Genomic DNA, 15600 nt, shown 5'->3' with positions numbered 1-15600 from the left:
GTTTCATCTGCTCTTTGCCTGTGCCGCAATAGGTTACGGCGTGGGTTGGGTATTTTCCCAAGTTATCCACAGGCACTATAGGAGAGCTACAACTCTTTGGGTAGAGGCAAAAAGCCACCCCAAGATAGGCGGTACTGGGAAAACACATTCCGCTTTCCCCCTGCCGTTTTTTAGCCACGGCCCTATATCAATTTCATAGGCCTCAGGGTCTTCCAATCATGCACCTAAATGCGCTGTCACACTCCGCGTGTGCGGCGCATTCCTGTGTTCAAACAGGTAAATTCCCTGCCATGTTCCAAGCGCCAACTGCCCGTTTGTTACCGGAATTGAAAGCGACACCGGCATCATAGCCGCCTTGATGTGCGCCGGCATATCGTCAGGCCCTTCGTAGGTATGCGTCAGATAACCCATCGATGGATCTGTCGTAGGCGGCACAAGGCGGTGAAAAAAGTTCTGCAAATCGGTCTGCACTTCAGGATCCGCATTCTCTTGAATGAGCAAACTGCAAGAGGTGTGTCGCACAAACAATGTGAGCAAACCTGTACGCTCAGTCTGCGAGGTCCACCGCGTTACATCACGTGTAAACTCATAGAGTCCGGGACCACGTGTGGAAATCTGAAACTCGGTTTGCATTGGCAGTTGCCCGCTAGCTGACGTCACTGTTGCGTGGCGGAGCGCAGCTGTTGCGCGCGCGCCCAACACTATTTGCCTGTCCCACGCTCGGTCCCCAGTTGCCAGCACGCCCTGTTGCTCCTGACACCTGTTCTGGCGGTTTGAGCGAAAACTGCGCCGCATCTGGGCTTTTCATGGTCACGCCCTGACCCGCGCCACCCACGGTGTAAACCAATGCATTGTCGGGCGCACCAAGTTGGCGACTTGCGTAGGAACCCGCGCCACACCAGAAATCCGACTTGCGCCCGTTGGGCCGCGCAATCACCTCAAAAACATCGGCGTTCACCGGATTGACGCGTACGCCATTGCGCGCGGTAAACGCGGCGCTCCCGCCCGTTTGACAGCCAACAACAGCCACCATCGAAAGGGTTGAAACCCAAAGAAAAGCAGTGCGCTTCACAAGACCTCCCATCAGCCGGATCAGGCCCACAAGCTGTTTCGATCAATGTTGCAGTCCTGCCGAGCAGACCCAACCGTCTTACTTGATCCCAGCCGAGGCCCCCAACGGCCCGATCGCCCCGTCGCGCCTTGTGCAAGCTGCGGGGGCTTCAATGAAAACTGCGCTGTTTCCGGGTTGGCTGTGACCGTACCAGGCCCGGTGCCACCCACGACATAAACCCGCGCACTGTTGGACGCACCCAGTTGCCGGCTGGCATAATCGCCTGCCGCACACCAGAAATTTGCCTCGATCGCATTGGGCCGCACACCCACTTCAAAAACATCCGCATTCACCGGATTCACATGCACACCACCGCGAGATACAAACCCGCCGCCGCTGCTGGCGTCCATGCAGGCGCTCAGTGTTAGGGAACCAATCATCAATCCAACTGTGAGTGTCTTCATATGGCCCTCCAAAGCCCTGTGCCGTGATCCGGGTGGATCTCGATGCCGAATACTTCCTTAGAAAACTGCAAATGGATCACCAATAATGCGACAATACCTGCGCGCATCCGCCACAAACTCATCTTCACCGATCCGAGGACCATAGGTGCTGGTGCGTCCTGTGGCACCGACGGCCTGTCCCGCAGGTTTCAAAGAAAACTGTGCCGTATCCAAACTTTCGCTGGCCACTCCGCGACCTGCCTCGCCCACCACAAAAATCCGTGCGCCCGCAGGGGCACCAAGCACTTGCGCCGCATAATTGCCAGCGCCGCACCAATACATAGCAGTTGGATTGCCGCCAGGTCTGGCCGCCACTTCAAACACATCCGCAGACACTTGGTTCACACGAATATTGCCCACGGTCACAAAGTCACTGGGGCCCAGACCGCCCCCTTCGGAGCACGCGGGTACCATCAAAAACGCTAAAGCAAAAAGTCGTTTCATCAAAATCTCTGGGGTCAACGTCCACCCACGATGGTAGACAGGCTCAGCCTACCTGCAATCTATCCAAGAGAAAAGGCCAGCAAAGCTGCTGGCCCGTTCACTTTTTCACCTGCCCGGCCCAAGCCTTCGCATTGCATTCAGAAGATCTGATCACCCATCTGGTCAATCATCTGTTTTGCCTTGCCAATAGAGGCCTCAACAGCCTCCTCCTGATCCCGGATCACATCCGCACGGATTAACGTGTGGCTTTTGGCTTCACCGTTCACCACGCCATCAATGCGCGCGGAGATGCGAAACTGACCACCCTCCGGGATTGGACACGGCGTGATCTTATAGCCTTTGTATTCCACCGGCTGGGCCGTCTTTTCGGCAGCGGCGTCATTTGCGCCACCGCCGCCGAAGAGTTTTTTCAGGAACGACATCGCTTACTGATCCAGGAAGCTGCGCAGTTTGCGCGAGCGGCTTGGATGCTTCAGCTTGCGCAGTGCTTTCGCTTCAATCTGACGGATACGCTCACGGGTCACGCTGAACTGCTGGCCAACTTCCTCAAGGGTGTGGTCCGTGTTCATGCCAATGCCAAATCGCATGCGCAGAACCCGCTCCTCACGCGGCGTGAGGCTCGCCAGCACGCGCGTGGTGGTCTCTTTGAGGTTTTCCTGAATGGCACTATCCAGCGGCAGCACGGCATTCTTGTCCTCGATGAAATCACCCAGCTGACTGTCTTCCTCGTCCCCAATCGGGGTTTCCAGAGAGATCGGCTCCTTGGCGATTTTCATCACCTTGCGCACCTTCTCCAGCGGCATCTGCAGCTTCTCGGCCAGCTCTTCCGGCGTTGGCTCACGGCCAATCTCATGCAGCATCTGACGGGAGGTCCGCACCAGCTTGTTGATCGTCTCGATCATATGCACCGGAATACGGATGGTGCGCGCCTGGTCGGCAATCGAGCGGGTGATCGCCTGACGGATCCACCAAGTCGCATAGGTCGAGAATTTATAGCCGCGGCGGTATTCGAACTTATCCACCGCCTTCATCAGGCCGATGTTACCTTCCTGAATAAGATCAAGGAATTGCAGGCCGCGGTTGGTGTACTTTTTGGCGATCGAAATCACCAAGCGCAGGTTGGCCTCGACCATTTCTTTCTTGGCCTGACGTGCCTCTTTTTCACCCTTCTGAACCTGCTGCACAATGCGGCGGAATTCCGGGATGTCCAAGCCAACATACTGGCCAACTTGCGCCATGTCGTTGCGCAGCTCCGTCACCTTATCGACAGAGCGTTCCATGAACATCTGCCAGCCACGACCGGACTTCTCGGACATGTCGTCCAGCCAATTTGGATCCAGTTCGCGACCACGGTAGGCGTCAATGAACTCACGACGGTTGATGCGCGCCTGATCCGCCAGCTTCACCATGGAGCTATCGATCTGCATCACGCGGCGGTTGATGCCGTAGAGCTGGTCAATCAGCGCTTCAATACGGTTGTTGTGCAAGTGAAGCTCGTTCACCAGTTCCACAATCTCGGACCGCAGCTTTTGGTAGGTGTCTTCATCCGATTTGGAGAACGACCCATCTTCGTTCAGTGTCGCGGAGATCCGCGCGTCCTGCATATCCGACAGCATCGCAAAGTCGCGCGCAATGATGTCGAGCGTTTCAAGAACCCGCGGCTTCAGCGCGGCTTCCATCGCGGCCAGCGACATGTTGGCCTGCTCATCTTCATCATCATCATCGTCATCTTTGGCAATCGGATTGCCATCAGCATCAAGCTCTTGCTGGCCGTCGTCCGATTTGGGCGCCGAGGTCACATTGGCCGCTTCAGCGGCGACAGGCGTGGCTCCACCCTCTTCGTCGTCGTCCCCCATCTGGTTACCAAAGGTGGTCTCCAGATCGATCACATCGCGCAGCAAAATATCCTCAGAGAGAAGTTCGTCACGCCAGATGGTGATCGCTTGGAAGGTCAGCGGGCTTTCGCACAGCCCGGCAATCATAGTGTTGCGACCCGCCTCGATACGCTTGGCAATCGCGATCTCGCCCTCACGGCTCAGAAGCTCAACCGAGCCCATCTCGCGCAGGTACATCCGCACCGGATCATCGGTGCGATCGAGTTTCTCATTGTTGCCGCTGGCAACGGCCACGCCACGCGCCGCCGAGGAGGTGTCCACAACAGCGGTGGATTTTGCCTCTTCTTCCTCAGCTTCTTCATCTTCAATGATGTTGATGCCCATCTCGGACAACATCGACATCACGTCTTCAATTTGCTCGGAGCTCACTTGATCAGGTGGCAGAACCTGGTTCAGCTGATCGTAAGTGATGTAGCCCTTCTCCCGGGCCTCAGCGATCATTTTCTTGACGGCAGTTTGGCTCATATCGAGCGAGATTTCTGCGTCCTGATCGGCGGGCTTCTGGTCGTCGGTGTCCTTGGCGGCCATTCAATGCTCCTGCAAGTTCGGGCTAAGGTGATTCGCTGGCTCCGAATCAACCCCGCAACAGGGTGATTCGCAACCCCACTGCGTCCGTTTTCTTCATGTGTTGCTCACAAGGCTGCGCCTTGGGGCGTTATCCCCGGCGTGGTGGCTTCCCACCCCTTGTAAAATCAATCATTTCTGCCAGCGCATCCAACGCTGCACGTTCATCTTTGTCAATTGGCGCCCCATTGTCGCCAACAGCAAAATCGCCCCCGCCTTCTTCGTCGAGACCGCTTTGCATTGCCTTGTTTCGCGCCTCCGCCGCCTGGCCCAACCGCCAGGTCATTGCCTCATCAGCAACGCTCATGAGGTCTTCTTCAGCTTCGGCGATTTCTTCGCTCAATCCCCGCGCGGTTTTGAGCTTTGCGAGCTCCTCGGTTAGCGTCATGCGCGCCAGCGCCATGTCACCGGGTTTGCGTACGGCGGGGGTGATGGCGACATGGGGTTGGCGCAGCAGGTTTTCAACCATCTCCAGCCCCAAAGCTATTTCCACATTGCCACGCGGGTCAGGCGTGTTGGCATAGCGCAACAACACATCGCGCAGATGCGCGTTGTCCTGATCCATGCAATCCATGCTTTCGATCTCATATTCAAAATCGTCCAGCAATTCCGGATTGACCAAAGCCACAGCCAATACCACGGCTTCTCGCACGCGCATCTCCACAGGTCCTTCACTGGCCGCCAGCATTGATGACTTGGTATGGGCCTGAACCGTTGGCTCTGCGTTCCATTTGCCTTTTTTGAAGCCGCCTTTTCCACCGCCCCTTTGTGGTCGGAACAGCTGGAACCTGAGTTCTTTGATGGCCTCGCCATAATGGCTGCGGATCGACGGATCGTTGATCAACTTGATCTTTTGCTTGAGCAACTTGTCCAGCGCTGCCCGCCGCTCGGGGCTATCAAACACCTTGCCTTCAACTTCGCGCTGCCACAGCAGGTTCACCATTGGCATTGCGCCATCCAGAACCTTCTGCACAGCCCCGGCACCTTTGGCTTTGATCAGATCGTCCGGGTCTTGCCCTTCTGGCATCACAGCAAAGCGCAGCGATTTGCCCGCTTCGAGCAAAGGCAGAGCCAAATCCACCACCCGCATCGCGGCGCGAATGCCAGCCTTATCACCATCCAACGCAATGATCGGTTCGTCCGAAATGCGCCACAGCAACTGCAACTGGTTTTCCGTGACCGCTGTCCCCAGCGGCGCAACAGAGGCGCCAAATCCGGCTTCACAGAGCGCGATCACGTCCATATAGCCTTCCGCTACAATCAACGGCTGACCTTTGCCTGCCGCCTCTCGGGCTGGCCCGTGATTGTACAGACTGCGCCCTTTATCAAACAGTTCGGTTTCTGGGCTGTTTAGATATTTCGCGTTGTCATTGGGGTCCATCGCGCGACCACCAAAGGCGATACACTTGCCGCGCCCATCCCGGATCGGGAACATGATCCGATTGCGGAACGTGTCATACGGCTTGCCGCCTTTATTGGACGGTTTGGCCAGCCCAGCGCCCATAATCAAATCAGGTGCCACACCTTTGCCGGTCAGCGCATCCCAAAGCCCCTGCCAACCGTCCGGCGCAAACCCGATGTCAAACCGATCTCGCGTTTCCTGCGCCATTCCGCGCTTGTCCAAATAAGCCCGCGCTTCAGCGCCAGCACCTGCATTCAACATCAGGCGGAAATGCTGGACCGCCATTTCCATGACATCTGACAGCTGCGTGCGACGGTCCGCCTTCTGCTGCGCCTGGGGATCGCGCTTGGGCATGGTCATCCCGGCCTCTTCGGCCAGAATTTCCACCGCTTCCATAAACCCAACATTCTCGGTTTCGGTCACAAACTTGATCGCGTCCCCTTTGGCCTGACAGCCAAAGCAGTAGTAGTACCCCTTGCGATCATCCACATGAAATGACGCGGTTTTTTCATGGTGAAACGGACAAGGCGCCCACATATCCCCCTTGCCCTGATTGGACTTGCGCGCTTCCCACATGACTTTGCGCCCCACCACCTGAACAATGGAGGTACGGCTGCGAAGCTCATCTAGGAATCCGGGCGGCAGGGACATGGCAATCCGATCAGGTCAGTTTGAAGCGGACTTCTGCATTTCCTGAATTTGGTCCCAATTGTCCAGACACTGTTGTTCAACTTGTGCGCCCAGATCGATCTTTTTCAGGTCACGTTTTTTGGCGCCATACACAATAGGCGCAAAATGGGTGATGGCCGCGTTGTAATTTTCCGGCCAGGTCGGCTCATTGGCAAGCAGGTACTCTTCCAGATCCTTGGCCTTCACCTTCTCAAGACGCGCGTCCTGAATGGCTTTGATCACCTGCCCTTGGTATTTGCAGGTATCTTCTTTGCCATCGGCGGCATAGGCAGTTGCGCTGCTCAGCATTAGCGCCACGAGAGTATAACGGACCATCAAGGCCTCCTGAATCACTTTAGACCCAGCGAGACTACCCGCGCGCGGCGATGCTTTCCATGGCCCTTTGTAAATCGTGAACAAGTGTCTTTGCCATAGAGCGGAAGGCCATGATCTGAAACGCCTGCTCCCCAACACGCGTGATAGACACAGTCATATGCCCCAACATGCTGCGCGCCGTATGCCCCCGCTTGAAAGTCGCCGCCCGCGCATCCACGGGCACAAGCCGCGCCAGCACATCTTCTGCGCCAACACCTTCCAGCCTCACAACCGCCCAAGCATCGCTTTGATCCACCACAGCGGCCTCGCTTTTGAGGCTCCAGTTTGGTGCAGGCCCCATCAGCATGGCTTGATCCCGTCCAAACCAAACGGCCCGCGCCGCAGCTGTGCCTGTTGCACGATTGGGATTTGGCATCATCATCCCATGCGCGGATTTCAACAAATCGGAACAAGCTTCAAGCCGCCCCTTACGGGCAGTCAGCATTGTCAGGCTCACCGGCAGGTCTTCGGTCAATGACACATCGCCCACAGTGATCGGCAACAGACCTTCACACGGCGTCTTTGCAAGCAACTCAACCACGCATCCGCCCTCCCTCTGGATCAAAGAACACCGGATCACAGACCTCACAGCGCGCGTTCACGCCGCGCAAGTGGTCCACCATCATCACCTGCTCGCCATGACGCGCGCGCCCATTCCGCAAGAACGCCAATCCCAGGAATCTCTCAAAGGTTGGCGAGAACCCAACTGAAGTGGTGTACCCCTGTTCATTCTCCCGCACCGGCTCCGCATCCACCTCAAACAAATGCGCCCCGGCGGTCAGCTGTTTCACCGCCCCCACCGGCTTCAACCCCACCAACTGCTCCCGTTCCGCACCAGACAGCCCCGGCCGCTCGCTCATGGTTTTGCCAATGCAGTCTTTCTTGGCGCTCACCATGCGCTCCATGCCAATGTCAAAAGCCGTTGTGCGTCCGTGAATTTCGGAATGGGTGATGAAACCTTTCTCGATGCGCAGCACATTGAGCGCTTCCATGCCATAAGCCCCGCCGCCCAGCGCCTCGGCCTTTTGCACCAACGCTTGGTACAGGCTCTCGCCATAACGCGCGGGCACCGCAATCTCATAGGCGTGCTCACCGCTAAACGAGATGCGGAACAATCGCCCCCGCACGCCACCAACCGTAATCTCGCCACAGCCCATGAACGGGAAACTCTCTTCGTTGATCCCTTCACCAACAATGCCGGACAGCAGCTCGCGCGCCTTCGGCCCCGCGACCGCAAACTGCGCCCACTGTTCGGTCACGGACACCATCGACACATCCAGCTCCGGCCGCAGACATTGATGCACATACTCCAGATGCCGCATCACTGGCCCCGCCGCTGCCGTCGTAGTGGTCATCACAAAATGCGCGTCGCCCAACCGCGCGGTGGTGCCGTCATCCATGACTGTGCCATCTTCACGCAGCATCAAGCCATAGCGCACCTTGCCCACCTTCAGCGTGCTGAAGGTATTGGTGTAGACAAAATCCAAAAACGCGCCCGCATCCGGGCCTTGGATGTCGATCTTGCCCAGCGTGGAAACATCACAGACCCCAACCGCATTGCGCACCATCCGCACTTCGCGGTCGCAACTCTGACGCCACTTGGTTTCGCCCGCCTTCGGATAGAAACTTGGCCGAAACCACAGCCCGGCCTCAATCATCGGCGCGCCATCGGTGACGCTGGCGTCGTGGCTGGTGGTGAACCGTTCCGGCGCAAAGCCAGTGCCCTGCCCGCCTGCGCCCAGCGCCGCAATGCTCACCGGCACAAATGGCGGGCGGAAGGTGGTGGTGCCTGTCTCCGGTATCCCGCGCCCCGTCGCATCGGCCAAAACCGCGAGCGCGCCCATGTTAGAATTCTTGCCTTGATCCGGCGCCATCCCTTGTGTGGTGTAGCGTTTCATATGCTCCACAGAGCGGAAGTTCTCTTTCGCCGCCTGCTTTACGTCTTTCACGGTCACGTCATTCTGGAAATCCAACCACGCGCGCCCACGACCTGCTACCGCCCAAAGCGGTTCCATGTTGTAAGGCGCATCCTCCGCCAATGGCATGTCCGCGCCGCCAACCTCAAAGCCCAGCACCTCAACGGCTTCTTTTGCTTTCTCAGCGCCTTCTTTCAACGCGCCCGTCGTGGAGAACGTCCCGTTACAGGCCCCCGCAGTGGTCAACCCCAGCACCATTCCTTCCACCGGTCCAAAGCTCTGAATGTCCTCGCGCCACTCAGGACGTCCATTCATGTGGCACGTCAAATGCACCGTCGGGTTCCATCCGCCGGTAACCGCCAGACAATCGGTGCCAAGTTTCTCTTCTCCGCTGACCGTTCGGTAAGACACGCTTTCCAGCGCCTTGCGCCCTCCGGTGTCACAAACCTCCGCCCCGCGGATCACTGGGTAACCCTCTCCGTCCGGGCCGTCTTTGCGACTGTCCAACACGGCTGTCACATGCACACCTGCGGCCTTTAAGTCTCGCGCGGTGCGATGGCCGTCATCGTTGTTGGTGAACACAGTCACCGCCCGCCCCGGCGCAACACCATAGCGATGCAGATAAGTCCGCACTGCCGCCGCGCCCATAATCCCAGGCCGGTCATTGTTCTTAAATGCAATCGGTCGCTCGATAGCGCCCGCGCAGAGGATCGTGCGCTTCGCCACAATGCGCCAGAAACACTCCAAAGGCCGCCCGTTGGCACCGCTGAGGTGGTGACCCACCCGCTCCAGCGCGCCAAACGTGCCCTGATCATACGCGCCCGTCACCGTGGTGCGCGGCATCAGCCGCACGTTGGGCATGGATGCCAGTTCATCCACCACATCCGCCACCCATTCCGCAGCCGGAATGCCATCAATCTCTTCGCGCTCGCCATTCAGACGCCCGCCAAGCACGCTGTCCTCATCAACCAGAAGCACTTCCGCCCCGGCCCGCGCTGCCGTCACCGCCGCCATGAGCCCAGCAGGACCCGCGCCAATCACCAGCAAATCACAGAAGGCAAAGGCCTTCTCATAGAGGTCTTCGTTATGCTCCCCTGACAGCGCGCCCAGACCGGCTGAGCGGCGGATGATCGGCTCATACACCCGCTCCCAAAACGCCTTGGGCCACATGAAAGTCTTGTAATAGAACCCCGCCCCCAGAAACGGTGCCGCCAAGTCATTGATCGCCAAAAGGTCCACATCCAGACTGGGCCAACGGTTCTGGCTGCGCACCTCCAGTCCGTCATAAATCTCCTGCATCGTCGCCCGCACATTGGGCTCCTGATGCGCCCCGCGTCCAACCGTGACCAACGCGTTGGCCTCGTCCGACCCAGCGCCCATCACACCCCGTGGCCGATGATACTTGAATGACCGTGCCACCAGCTTGATGTCATTTGCCAACAAGGCCGAGGCCACCGTGTCCCCCGCAAACCCTTGCACGCTGTGGCCATCAAAAGTGAAGCTGACCGGCGTGCCCCGGTCCACTTGCCCCCTACCCGCGATCCTCATGCACCGGCCTCCTTCACGTCAGACGCCAGTTCGGTTGCAAGCACCTCATGGGTCAGCGTGTTGCGCGTCACCACAATCCATGCACCGCAACCGCCTTCGTGATACCAAAGGTCCCGCGTCACGCCTGCCGGGTTGTCGCGGTTGTGCAGATAGTCATCCCACACAACGTCACTTGCCTCCGGATCGGGGCGATTCAACGCCACCGCGTCCCCCTGATAATAAAACTCGCGTCGATCACGCTCGCCACAGCGCGGACAGGTCAATCTCATTTGCTGTCCCCATCACCACTTTGGCCATCAAAAATAGCCGCATCAGAAACGCCATACACAGTCCGCGCCGCCTCACACCGCTGCGCATCCGCACGGAACAGCTTGTACTTCACCGCCTTACCCGGCACCTCCGCCAAATCCACCGCGCCACCGCAACTGTCGGTTTCGCCTACCATTAGGTAACGGGTCTCTATTGTCATCGCGTCGCCACTATCACGCGTGACAAAGAAATTGCCGCCGTCACATTCTACGGTGCAGCCCTTGCGTCCGCCACTGTCAAAACACAACAGGAACTGGTCCATCACCTGCCCCGCATGTTGGGTGCCCGCAACGTGCCCTTGGTTGGTAAACCCTACGAGCATATTGGCCAGCTTGTTCTGGTTCTCATCGCTGTAAATCCACAGCTGCATCCAATCGACCACCTGCGCCGTTTGCCCCGCGAGGTGCGCGTCGGAGTAGTCACGCACATAACAGCCTTCCGGCGGTCCTTCGGCCAGCGCAGGTCCGGCCATCAAAGCACCACTCAACAGAACATTCTTGAAAACGCTCTTCATCCCCGCCCCCTCAATGCAGATTGTGCTGAGAGCCGGTGCCCTCTTCATCCATGATGCCAACACCGGTGCGGAACCGATCCATGCGGAATTTCGCGGCATAATCATGGTGCTGATCCGTCGCCATCAAATGCGCCATGCACCAGCCGCTCGCAGGCACAGCTTTGAACCCGCCGTAATTCCAGCCGCAATCGATGTAGAGCCCATCGATGCCTTCCATCTTATCAATGATCGGCGATCCATCCGGTGTCATATCCATAATCCCGCCCCAGCTGCGCAGCACCTTGGCTTTGCCAATCATCGGCATCAGCGTCATGCCCGCCTCCATGACATGCTCTTTCATCGGCAAGTTGCCACGCTGCGCGTAGGAGCTGTAGAAATCCAGATCGCCGCCAAAGACCAAACCACCTTTGTCTGACTGGCTGATATAAAAATGTCCCATGCCAAAACTGATCACATGATCCATCACTGGCTTCAGCCCTTCGGTCACAAAGGCCTGCAACACATGGCTTTCAATTGGCAACCGCCGCCCCGCCATGCCCGCAACCAGCCCTGAGCGCCCGGCGACAATAATCCCAACCTTCTTGGCCCGAATGCCGCCGCGCGTGGTCTGCACGCCTTTCACAACACCACCCTCAACGTCGATACCTGTCACTTCGCAGTTCTGCACCAAATCGACACCGCGATCCGACGCCCCACGCGCATAGCCCCAAGCCACCGCATCGTGCCGCGCCGTGCCACCGCGCGGATGATACAATCCGCCATAGATCGGAAACCGCCCCTGCTCAAAATCGAGATAAGGCAACTTTTTGCGCACACCCTCTCGGTCCAACAGCTGCGCATCGTCGCCTTGGTTGATCATCATATTGCCGCGCCGCGCAAAGGCATCGCGCTGCCCATCGCTGTGGAACAGATTGATCAATCCGCGCTGGGAGAACATCACATTGTAGTTCAGATCCTGTTCGAGCCCTTCCCAGAGCTTCATCGAATGGGAATAAAACTCGCTGTTGCCCTGAAGGAAGTAATTGGCGCGCACAATCGTGGTGTTACGCCCGACATTACCGCCCCCCAGATAGCCCTTTTCCAGCACGGCAATATTGGTCATGCCGTGGTTCTTGGCGAGGTAATACGCCGTGGACAGCCCATGCCCGCCACCGCCAATAATCACCATGTCGTATTCCGGCTTTGGCTGCGCATCGCGCCAATGCGCGGTCCAGCCTTTGTTGCCGGTCAGTCCCTCTGCCAAAACCTTGAGGCCGGAAAACCGCATCTTTATGCCCCCTGAATGCCTACTCTAGGCGTGTCATCAAATCCGACACGACCTCCCGACATCAGGCGCAAAATACATACGCAAGGATGGTCGCTTTGCGACAGAATGCGTCGCTAGACGCACAATTGCAATCCGGCTCTCTCAAGCCCTCAAAACGATAGGGAAAACGCCACGCCCAGCAACGGTGCAGTGTCATAGCTCTGCTTAGACAAAGTTGTGCCAGTCGCATTTTCCACCGCTAGGCTACCATCCACTTCCGCACCGGCAAACAGAACAAAGCTCACGCCCGGATTGGGGTCATAGGACAGACTCATCACCACAGGCACGCTTTTGTCCTGCCCCACATTGCCCCCGGCGAGCGCAAAGCGGTTGGTCTCTTGTCGGGCAGACAGGGTCAAACCCCATGTGTCACTCACGTCATATCGCAACGACAGACCCGGCCCCTGACTGGCGCCAAGTGTCGGACCAGTGCTCAGGCTCCAGCGGTTCGCAAACTCCCAGTCCAGCAAAAGCGCCGGAAAGGCGTCATAGTCATCTCCGCCCAGTCCTTCAAACGCCCCGAATGCCGGACCAATCACCAGATTGTCGCCCACTTCCCAGCTGACACCGGCAAACAAACCGGCGCTTCGGCCATCGCTTGTCGACGCACCAGAGGCATATCGGCTGCGCACCGACGGCGCCACAAACCAACGCATCCCGCTTTCCGTGCGCCCTGCCAGGGAGACTGTCACCGAACGCTCATCGACCTTATCCCACAGCGCGGGTGTTCCGCTAAAGTCATAGTCTGACTGGCCAAAGGTCGCGGACACGCCATAACTGATCCCATCGGGATTGCGGTGAAACGCGCCGACGCGGCTGTACACACGGTCCGCCGAGAAACTCCCGCCACCGTTCGTATCGCTGCTGTCCTGGTTCAGGTAGGCGCCATCAATGCTGAAGATCCAGCCCTCAGGCGCTTGAGCAGATGCTGCACCAGCCGCGACACTCATCACGGCAACTGTCAAAAAACGCATCACGGAAAATCCTCGAAATGTTTGGTCCGTACACAGTACGCGACCAGCTTCCGCAAGGATCACTCAAAACGAGAAAAGCGCGGAATGACTCTCAAGCGCAACACCTACGGCGTCGCGGCCTTGCGTTCGGCTTTGCTCAGCACGCGCGGCTCCACAACAGGCGCCCCCTCCTCAAACAGAGGATTGTTCTTCACCTGCGCGCGCATCAGCGCCCCAAAATGCCGCGCCAAGACATTGAAACCTGCCTTGTTAAAACCGTAGTCCCTGAGGGGCTCGGTGCCAAACGGCGCGTCTTTGGTGTGCACCACGGCAATCACCTCACCGATGGCCTTACCCACCGCATCGCCTTGCATCGCGGGCACCGACACACCAATAAAGGCCAGCTTGGTGCCGCCCAGCGTGTTGAACACCGGCGTGTCACAACAGCTCGCATACCACCGCATCAACCCTTTGGGCGACAGCCGCAAACAGGCCAGATGCTCCTGGCCTTTGGTCAGTTCCAGATTAGAGGGAATGGTCTGATAGATGTCAGAGCCGTTGCGCGGCATCAACGTGTCGCCCGCGCCCAGTGCAATTGCGCCCGCCTGACAATCTTTGCAGTAACATTGTACGTGTGAGCCCGTTTTCGGGCTCACATTCTTTAGCTTTGCACCAAACTGCCCACACCGGCAGCTGATCGCGATATCAACCATCAAAGCCCTTTTGCACGGTAGCTGGCCGCCACCTTGTCAATCGACACGAGGTAGGCCGCTGTGCGCAAATCCTCTACATCGGCACGGTCGTGCCACACATCTCGCATAGATTGATAAGCAATGCGCATGGTGTCATCAAGACCGGAGCGCACAAGCTCCAGCTCACCGGCACCGCGCAGGTACTTCTGCTTGAAGCTGTCGGTCAGGCTGTACTGGGTGCCCAGCGCTTCGCTGATCTTTTCCAGTTCATCCACGACCAACTGGTGACGCGACTCTTCCTGACGGCGCTGCATCCGTCCAAAACGGATATGGCTGAGGTTCTTGACCCACTCAAAGTAGGACACGGTCACACCGCCGGCGTTGGCATACATATCCGGAATGATCACAGTGCCTTTCTTGCGCAGGATCTCATCTGCACCCGCCGTCACCGGTCCGTTCGCGGCCTCAATGATCAACGGTGCCTGAATGCGTGCGGCATTCTCCATGTTGATCACCCCTTCCAGCGCCGCCGGAATGAGGATGTCACAAGCTTCTTCGAGCACGGCGCCACCTTCACGGGTGTAGGTCGCATCCGGATAGCCGGACACACCGCCGTGTTTGGCCAGCCACTGCTGCACCGCATCCACGTCGATCCCGTCATCATTAAACAGCGCACCGTCACGCTCAATGATGCCGACAATTTTGCAGCCGTCTTCATCCGACAGGAACTTGGCAGCATGGTAGCCCACGTTGCCCAGGCCCTGCACAATCACGCGCTTGCCGTCCAGGCTGCCTTCAAGGCCCGCTTTTTCGATATCGCGTGCGTCGCGGAAGAATTCCTGAAGCGCATATTGCACACCGCGCCCAGTGGCTTCGACACGGCCAGAGATACCACCGGCGTTCAGCGGCTTACCGGTCACACAGGCACGGGCGTTGATGTCTGTGGTGTTCATGCGCGCATATTGGTCTGCGATCCACGCCATCTCCCGCTCACCAGTACCCATGTCTGGCGCAGGCACGTTTTGCGATGGATGGATCAGATCACGCTTGGCCAGCTCATAAGCAAAGCGGCGCGTAATACGTTCCAGCTCGTGCTCGTCATATTTTCGTGGATCAATACAGAGACCACCTTTGGAGCCACCAAACGGCGCTTCGACCAGTGCACATTTGTAGGTCATCAGCGCCGCGAGCGCCTCGACCTCGTTCTGGTTCACACTTGGCGCAAAGCGGATACCGCCCTTGACCGGTTCCATGTGTTCCGAGTGAACCGAACGATACCCGGTGAAGGTCTGGATCTGACCGCGCAACCGCACACCAAAACGTACAGTATAGGTCGCGTTACACACCCGGATCTTTTCCTCCAACCCCGGTGGCAAGTCCATCAGCGCCACCGCGCGATTGAACATCAGGTCAACACTTTCCCGAAAACTCGGTTCTTTAATAGCGCTCATCAATTTTC

Annotated in this window: 16 protein-coding genes; all 16 read right to left on the bottom strand. The window is 58.0% G+C overall.

Annotation, left to right across the window (positions count from 1 at the left end; all coding sequences use genetic code 11):
- Positions 1–216: 216 nt before the first annotated feature.
- Positions 217–633 (bottom strand): secondary thiamine-phosphate synthase enzyme YjbQ, encoded by a 417-nt coding sequence (locus Q0955_RS02525; protein WP_299419470.1) that lies wholly within the window; start codon positions 631–633, stop codon positions 217–219.
- A 13-nt stretch (positions 634–646) separates the two neighbouring features.
- Positions 647–1084 carry a hypothetical protein gene (locus Q0955_RS02520; RefSeq protein ID WP_299419468.1) on the bottom strand — a complete coding sequence of 146 codons (438 nt, stop codon included), beginning with the start codon at positions 1082–1084 and terminating at the stop codon, positions 647–649.
- Positions 1085–1092: 8 nt separating this feature from the next.
- Complete coding sequence (locus tag Q0955_RS02515; protein ID WP_299419466.1) at positions 1093–1515, bottom strand: hypothetical protein; 423 nt, start codon at positions 1513–1515, stop codon at positions 1093–1095.
- A gap of 57 nt (positions 1516–1572) precedes the next feature.
- The gene (locus tag Q0955_RS02510; protein ID WP_299419463.1) at positions 1573–1998 is read right to left on the bottom strand and encodes a hypothetical protein; all 426 of its coding nucleotides are present in this window, start codon (positions 1996–1998) and stop codon (positions 1573–1575) included.
- Between the two features lie 137 nt (positions 1999–2135).
- Positions 2136–2420, bottom strand: coding sequence for an HlyU family transcriptional regulator (locus Q0955_RS02505; RefSeq protein WP_299419460.1), 285 nt, complete (start codon positions 2418–2420; stop codon positions 2136–2138).
- Positions 2421–2423: 3 nt separating this feature from the next.
- A complete protein-coding gene (gene rpoD / locus Q0955_RS02500) occupies positions 2424–4421 on the bottom strand; it encodes an RNA polymerase sigma factor RpoD (protein ID WP_299419458.1) in 1998 nt (665 codons plus the stop codon).
- Between the two features lie 127 nt (positions 4422–4548).
- Positions 4549–6510, bottom strand: a complete 1962-nt coding sequence (gene dnaG / locus Q0955_RS02495; RefSeq protein ID WP_299419455.1) for a DNA primase — start codon at positions 6508–6510, stop codon at positions 4549–4551.
- 15 nt (positions 6511–6525) lie between these two features.
- On the bottom strand, positions 6526–6864 hold the full coding sequence (locus tag Q0955_RS02490; protein ID WP_299419452.1) for a hypothetical protein: 339 nt from the start codon (positions 6862–6864) through the stop codon (positions 6526–6528).
- A gap of 34 nt (positions 6865–6898) precedes the next feature.
- Positions 6899–7444, bottom strand: coding sequence for a sarcosine oxidase subunit gamma (locus Q0955_RS02485; protein WP_299419450.1), 546 nt, complete (start codon positions 7442–7444; stop codon positions 6899–6901).
- Positions 7437–10367, bottom strand: a complete 2931-nt coding sequence (locus tag Q0955_RS02480; protein WP_299419447.1) for a sarcosine oxidase subunit alpha family protein — start codon at positions 10365–10367, stop codon at positions 7437–7439. The genes Q0955_RS02485 and Q0955_RS02480 overlap by 8 nt, the downstream gene beginning before the upstream one ends.
- Positions 10364–10636, bottom strand: a complete 273-nt coding sequence (locus Q0955_RS02475) for a sarcosine oxidase subunit delta (protein WP_299419444.1) — start codon at positions 10634–10636, stop codon at positions 10364–10366. The genes Q0955_RS02480 and Q0955_RS02475 overlap by 4 nt, the downstream gene beginning before the upstream one ends.
- Positions 10633–11190, bottom strand: coding sequence for a hypothetical protein (locus Q0955_RS02470; RefSeq protein WP_299419441.1), 558 nt, complete (start codon positions 11188–11190; stop codon positions 10633–10635). Before Q0955_RS02470 ends, Q0955_RS02475 begins: the two co-directional genes overlap by 4 nt.
- 10 nt (positions 11191–11200) lie before the next feature.
- Positions 11201–12457 carry a sarcosine oxidase subunit beta family protein gene (locus Q0955_RS02465; protein WP_299419439.1) on the bottom strand — a complete coding sequence of 419 codons (1257 nt, stop codon included), beginning with the start codon at positions 12455–12457 and terminating at the stop codon, positions 11201–11203.
- Positions 12458–12606: 149 nt separating this feature from the next.
- On the bottom strand, positions 12607–13470 hold the full coding sequence (locus tag Q0955_RS02460) for a hypothetical protein (protein ID WP_299419436.1): 864 nt from the start codon (positions 13468–13470) through the stop codon (positions 12607–12609).
- A 104-nt stretch (positions 13471–13574) separates the two neighbouring features.
- Positions 13575–14162: a DUF6151 family protein gene (locus Q0955_RS02455; protein ID WP_299419433.1), complete on the bottom strand. Its 588-nt coding sequence runs from the start codon at positions 14160–14162 to the stop codon at positions 13575–13577.
- The gene (locus tag Q0955_RS02450) at positions 14162–15592 is read right to left on the bottom strand and encodes a Glu/Leu/Phe/Val dehydrogenase (protein WP_299419430.1); all 1431 of its coding nucleotides are present in this window, start codon (positions 15590–15592) and stop codon (positions 14162–14164) included. The genes Q0955_RS02455 and Q0955_RS02450 overlap by 1 nt, the downstream gene beginning before the upstream one ends.
- Positions 15593–15600: the final 8 nt, after the last annotated feature.

Origin of the sequence: uncultured Shimia sp. (assembly GCF_947493595.1) — a bacterium.
GTDB lineage: Bacteria > Pseudomonadota > Alphaproteobacteria > Rhodobacterales > Rhodobacteraceae > Shimia.
The sequence above is the reverse complement of the archived record's forward strand: the minus strand, read 5'-3'. Positions and strand labels throughout refer to the sequence as shown.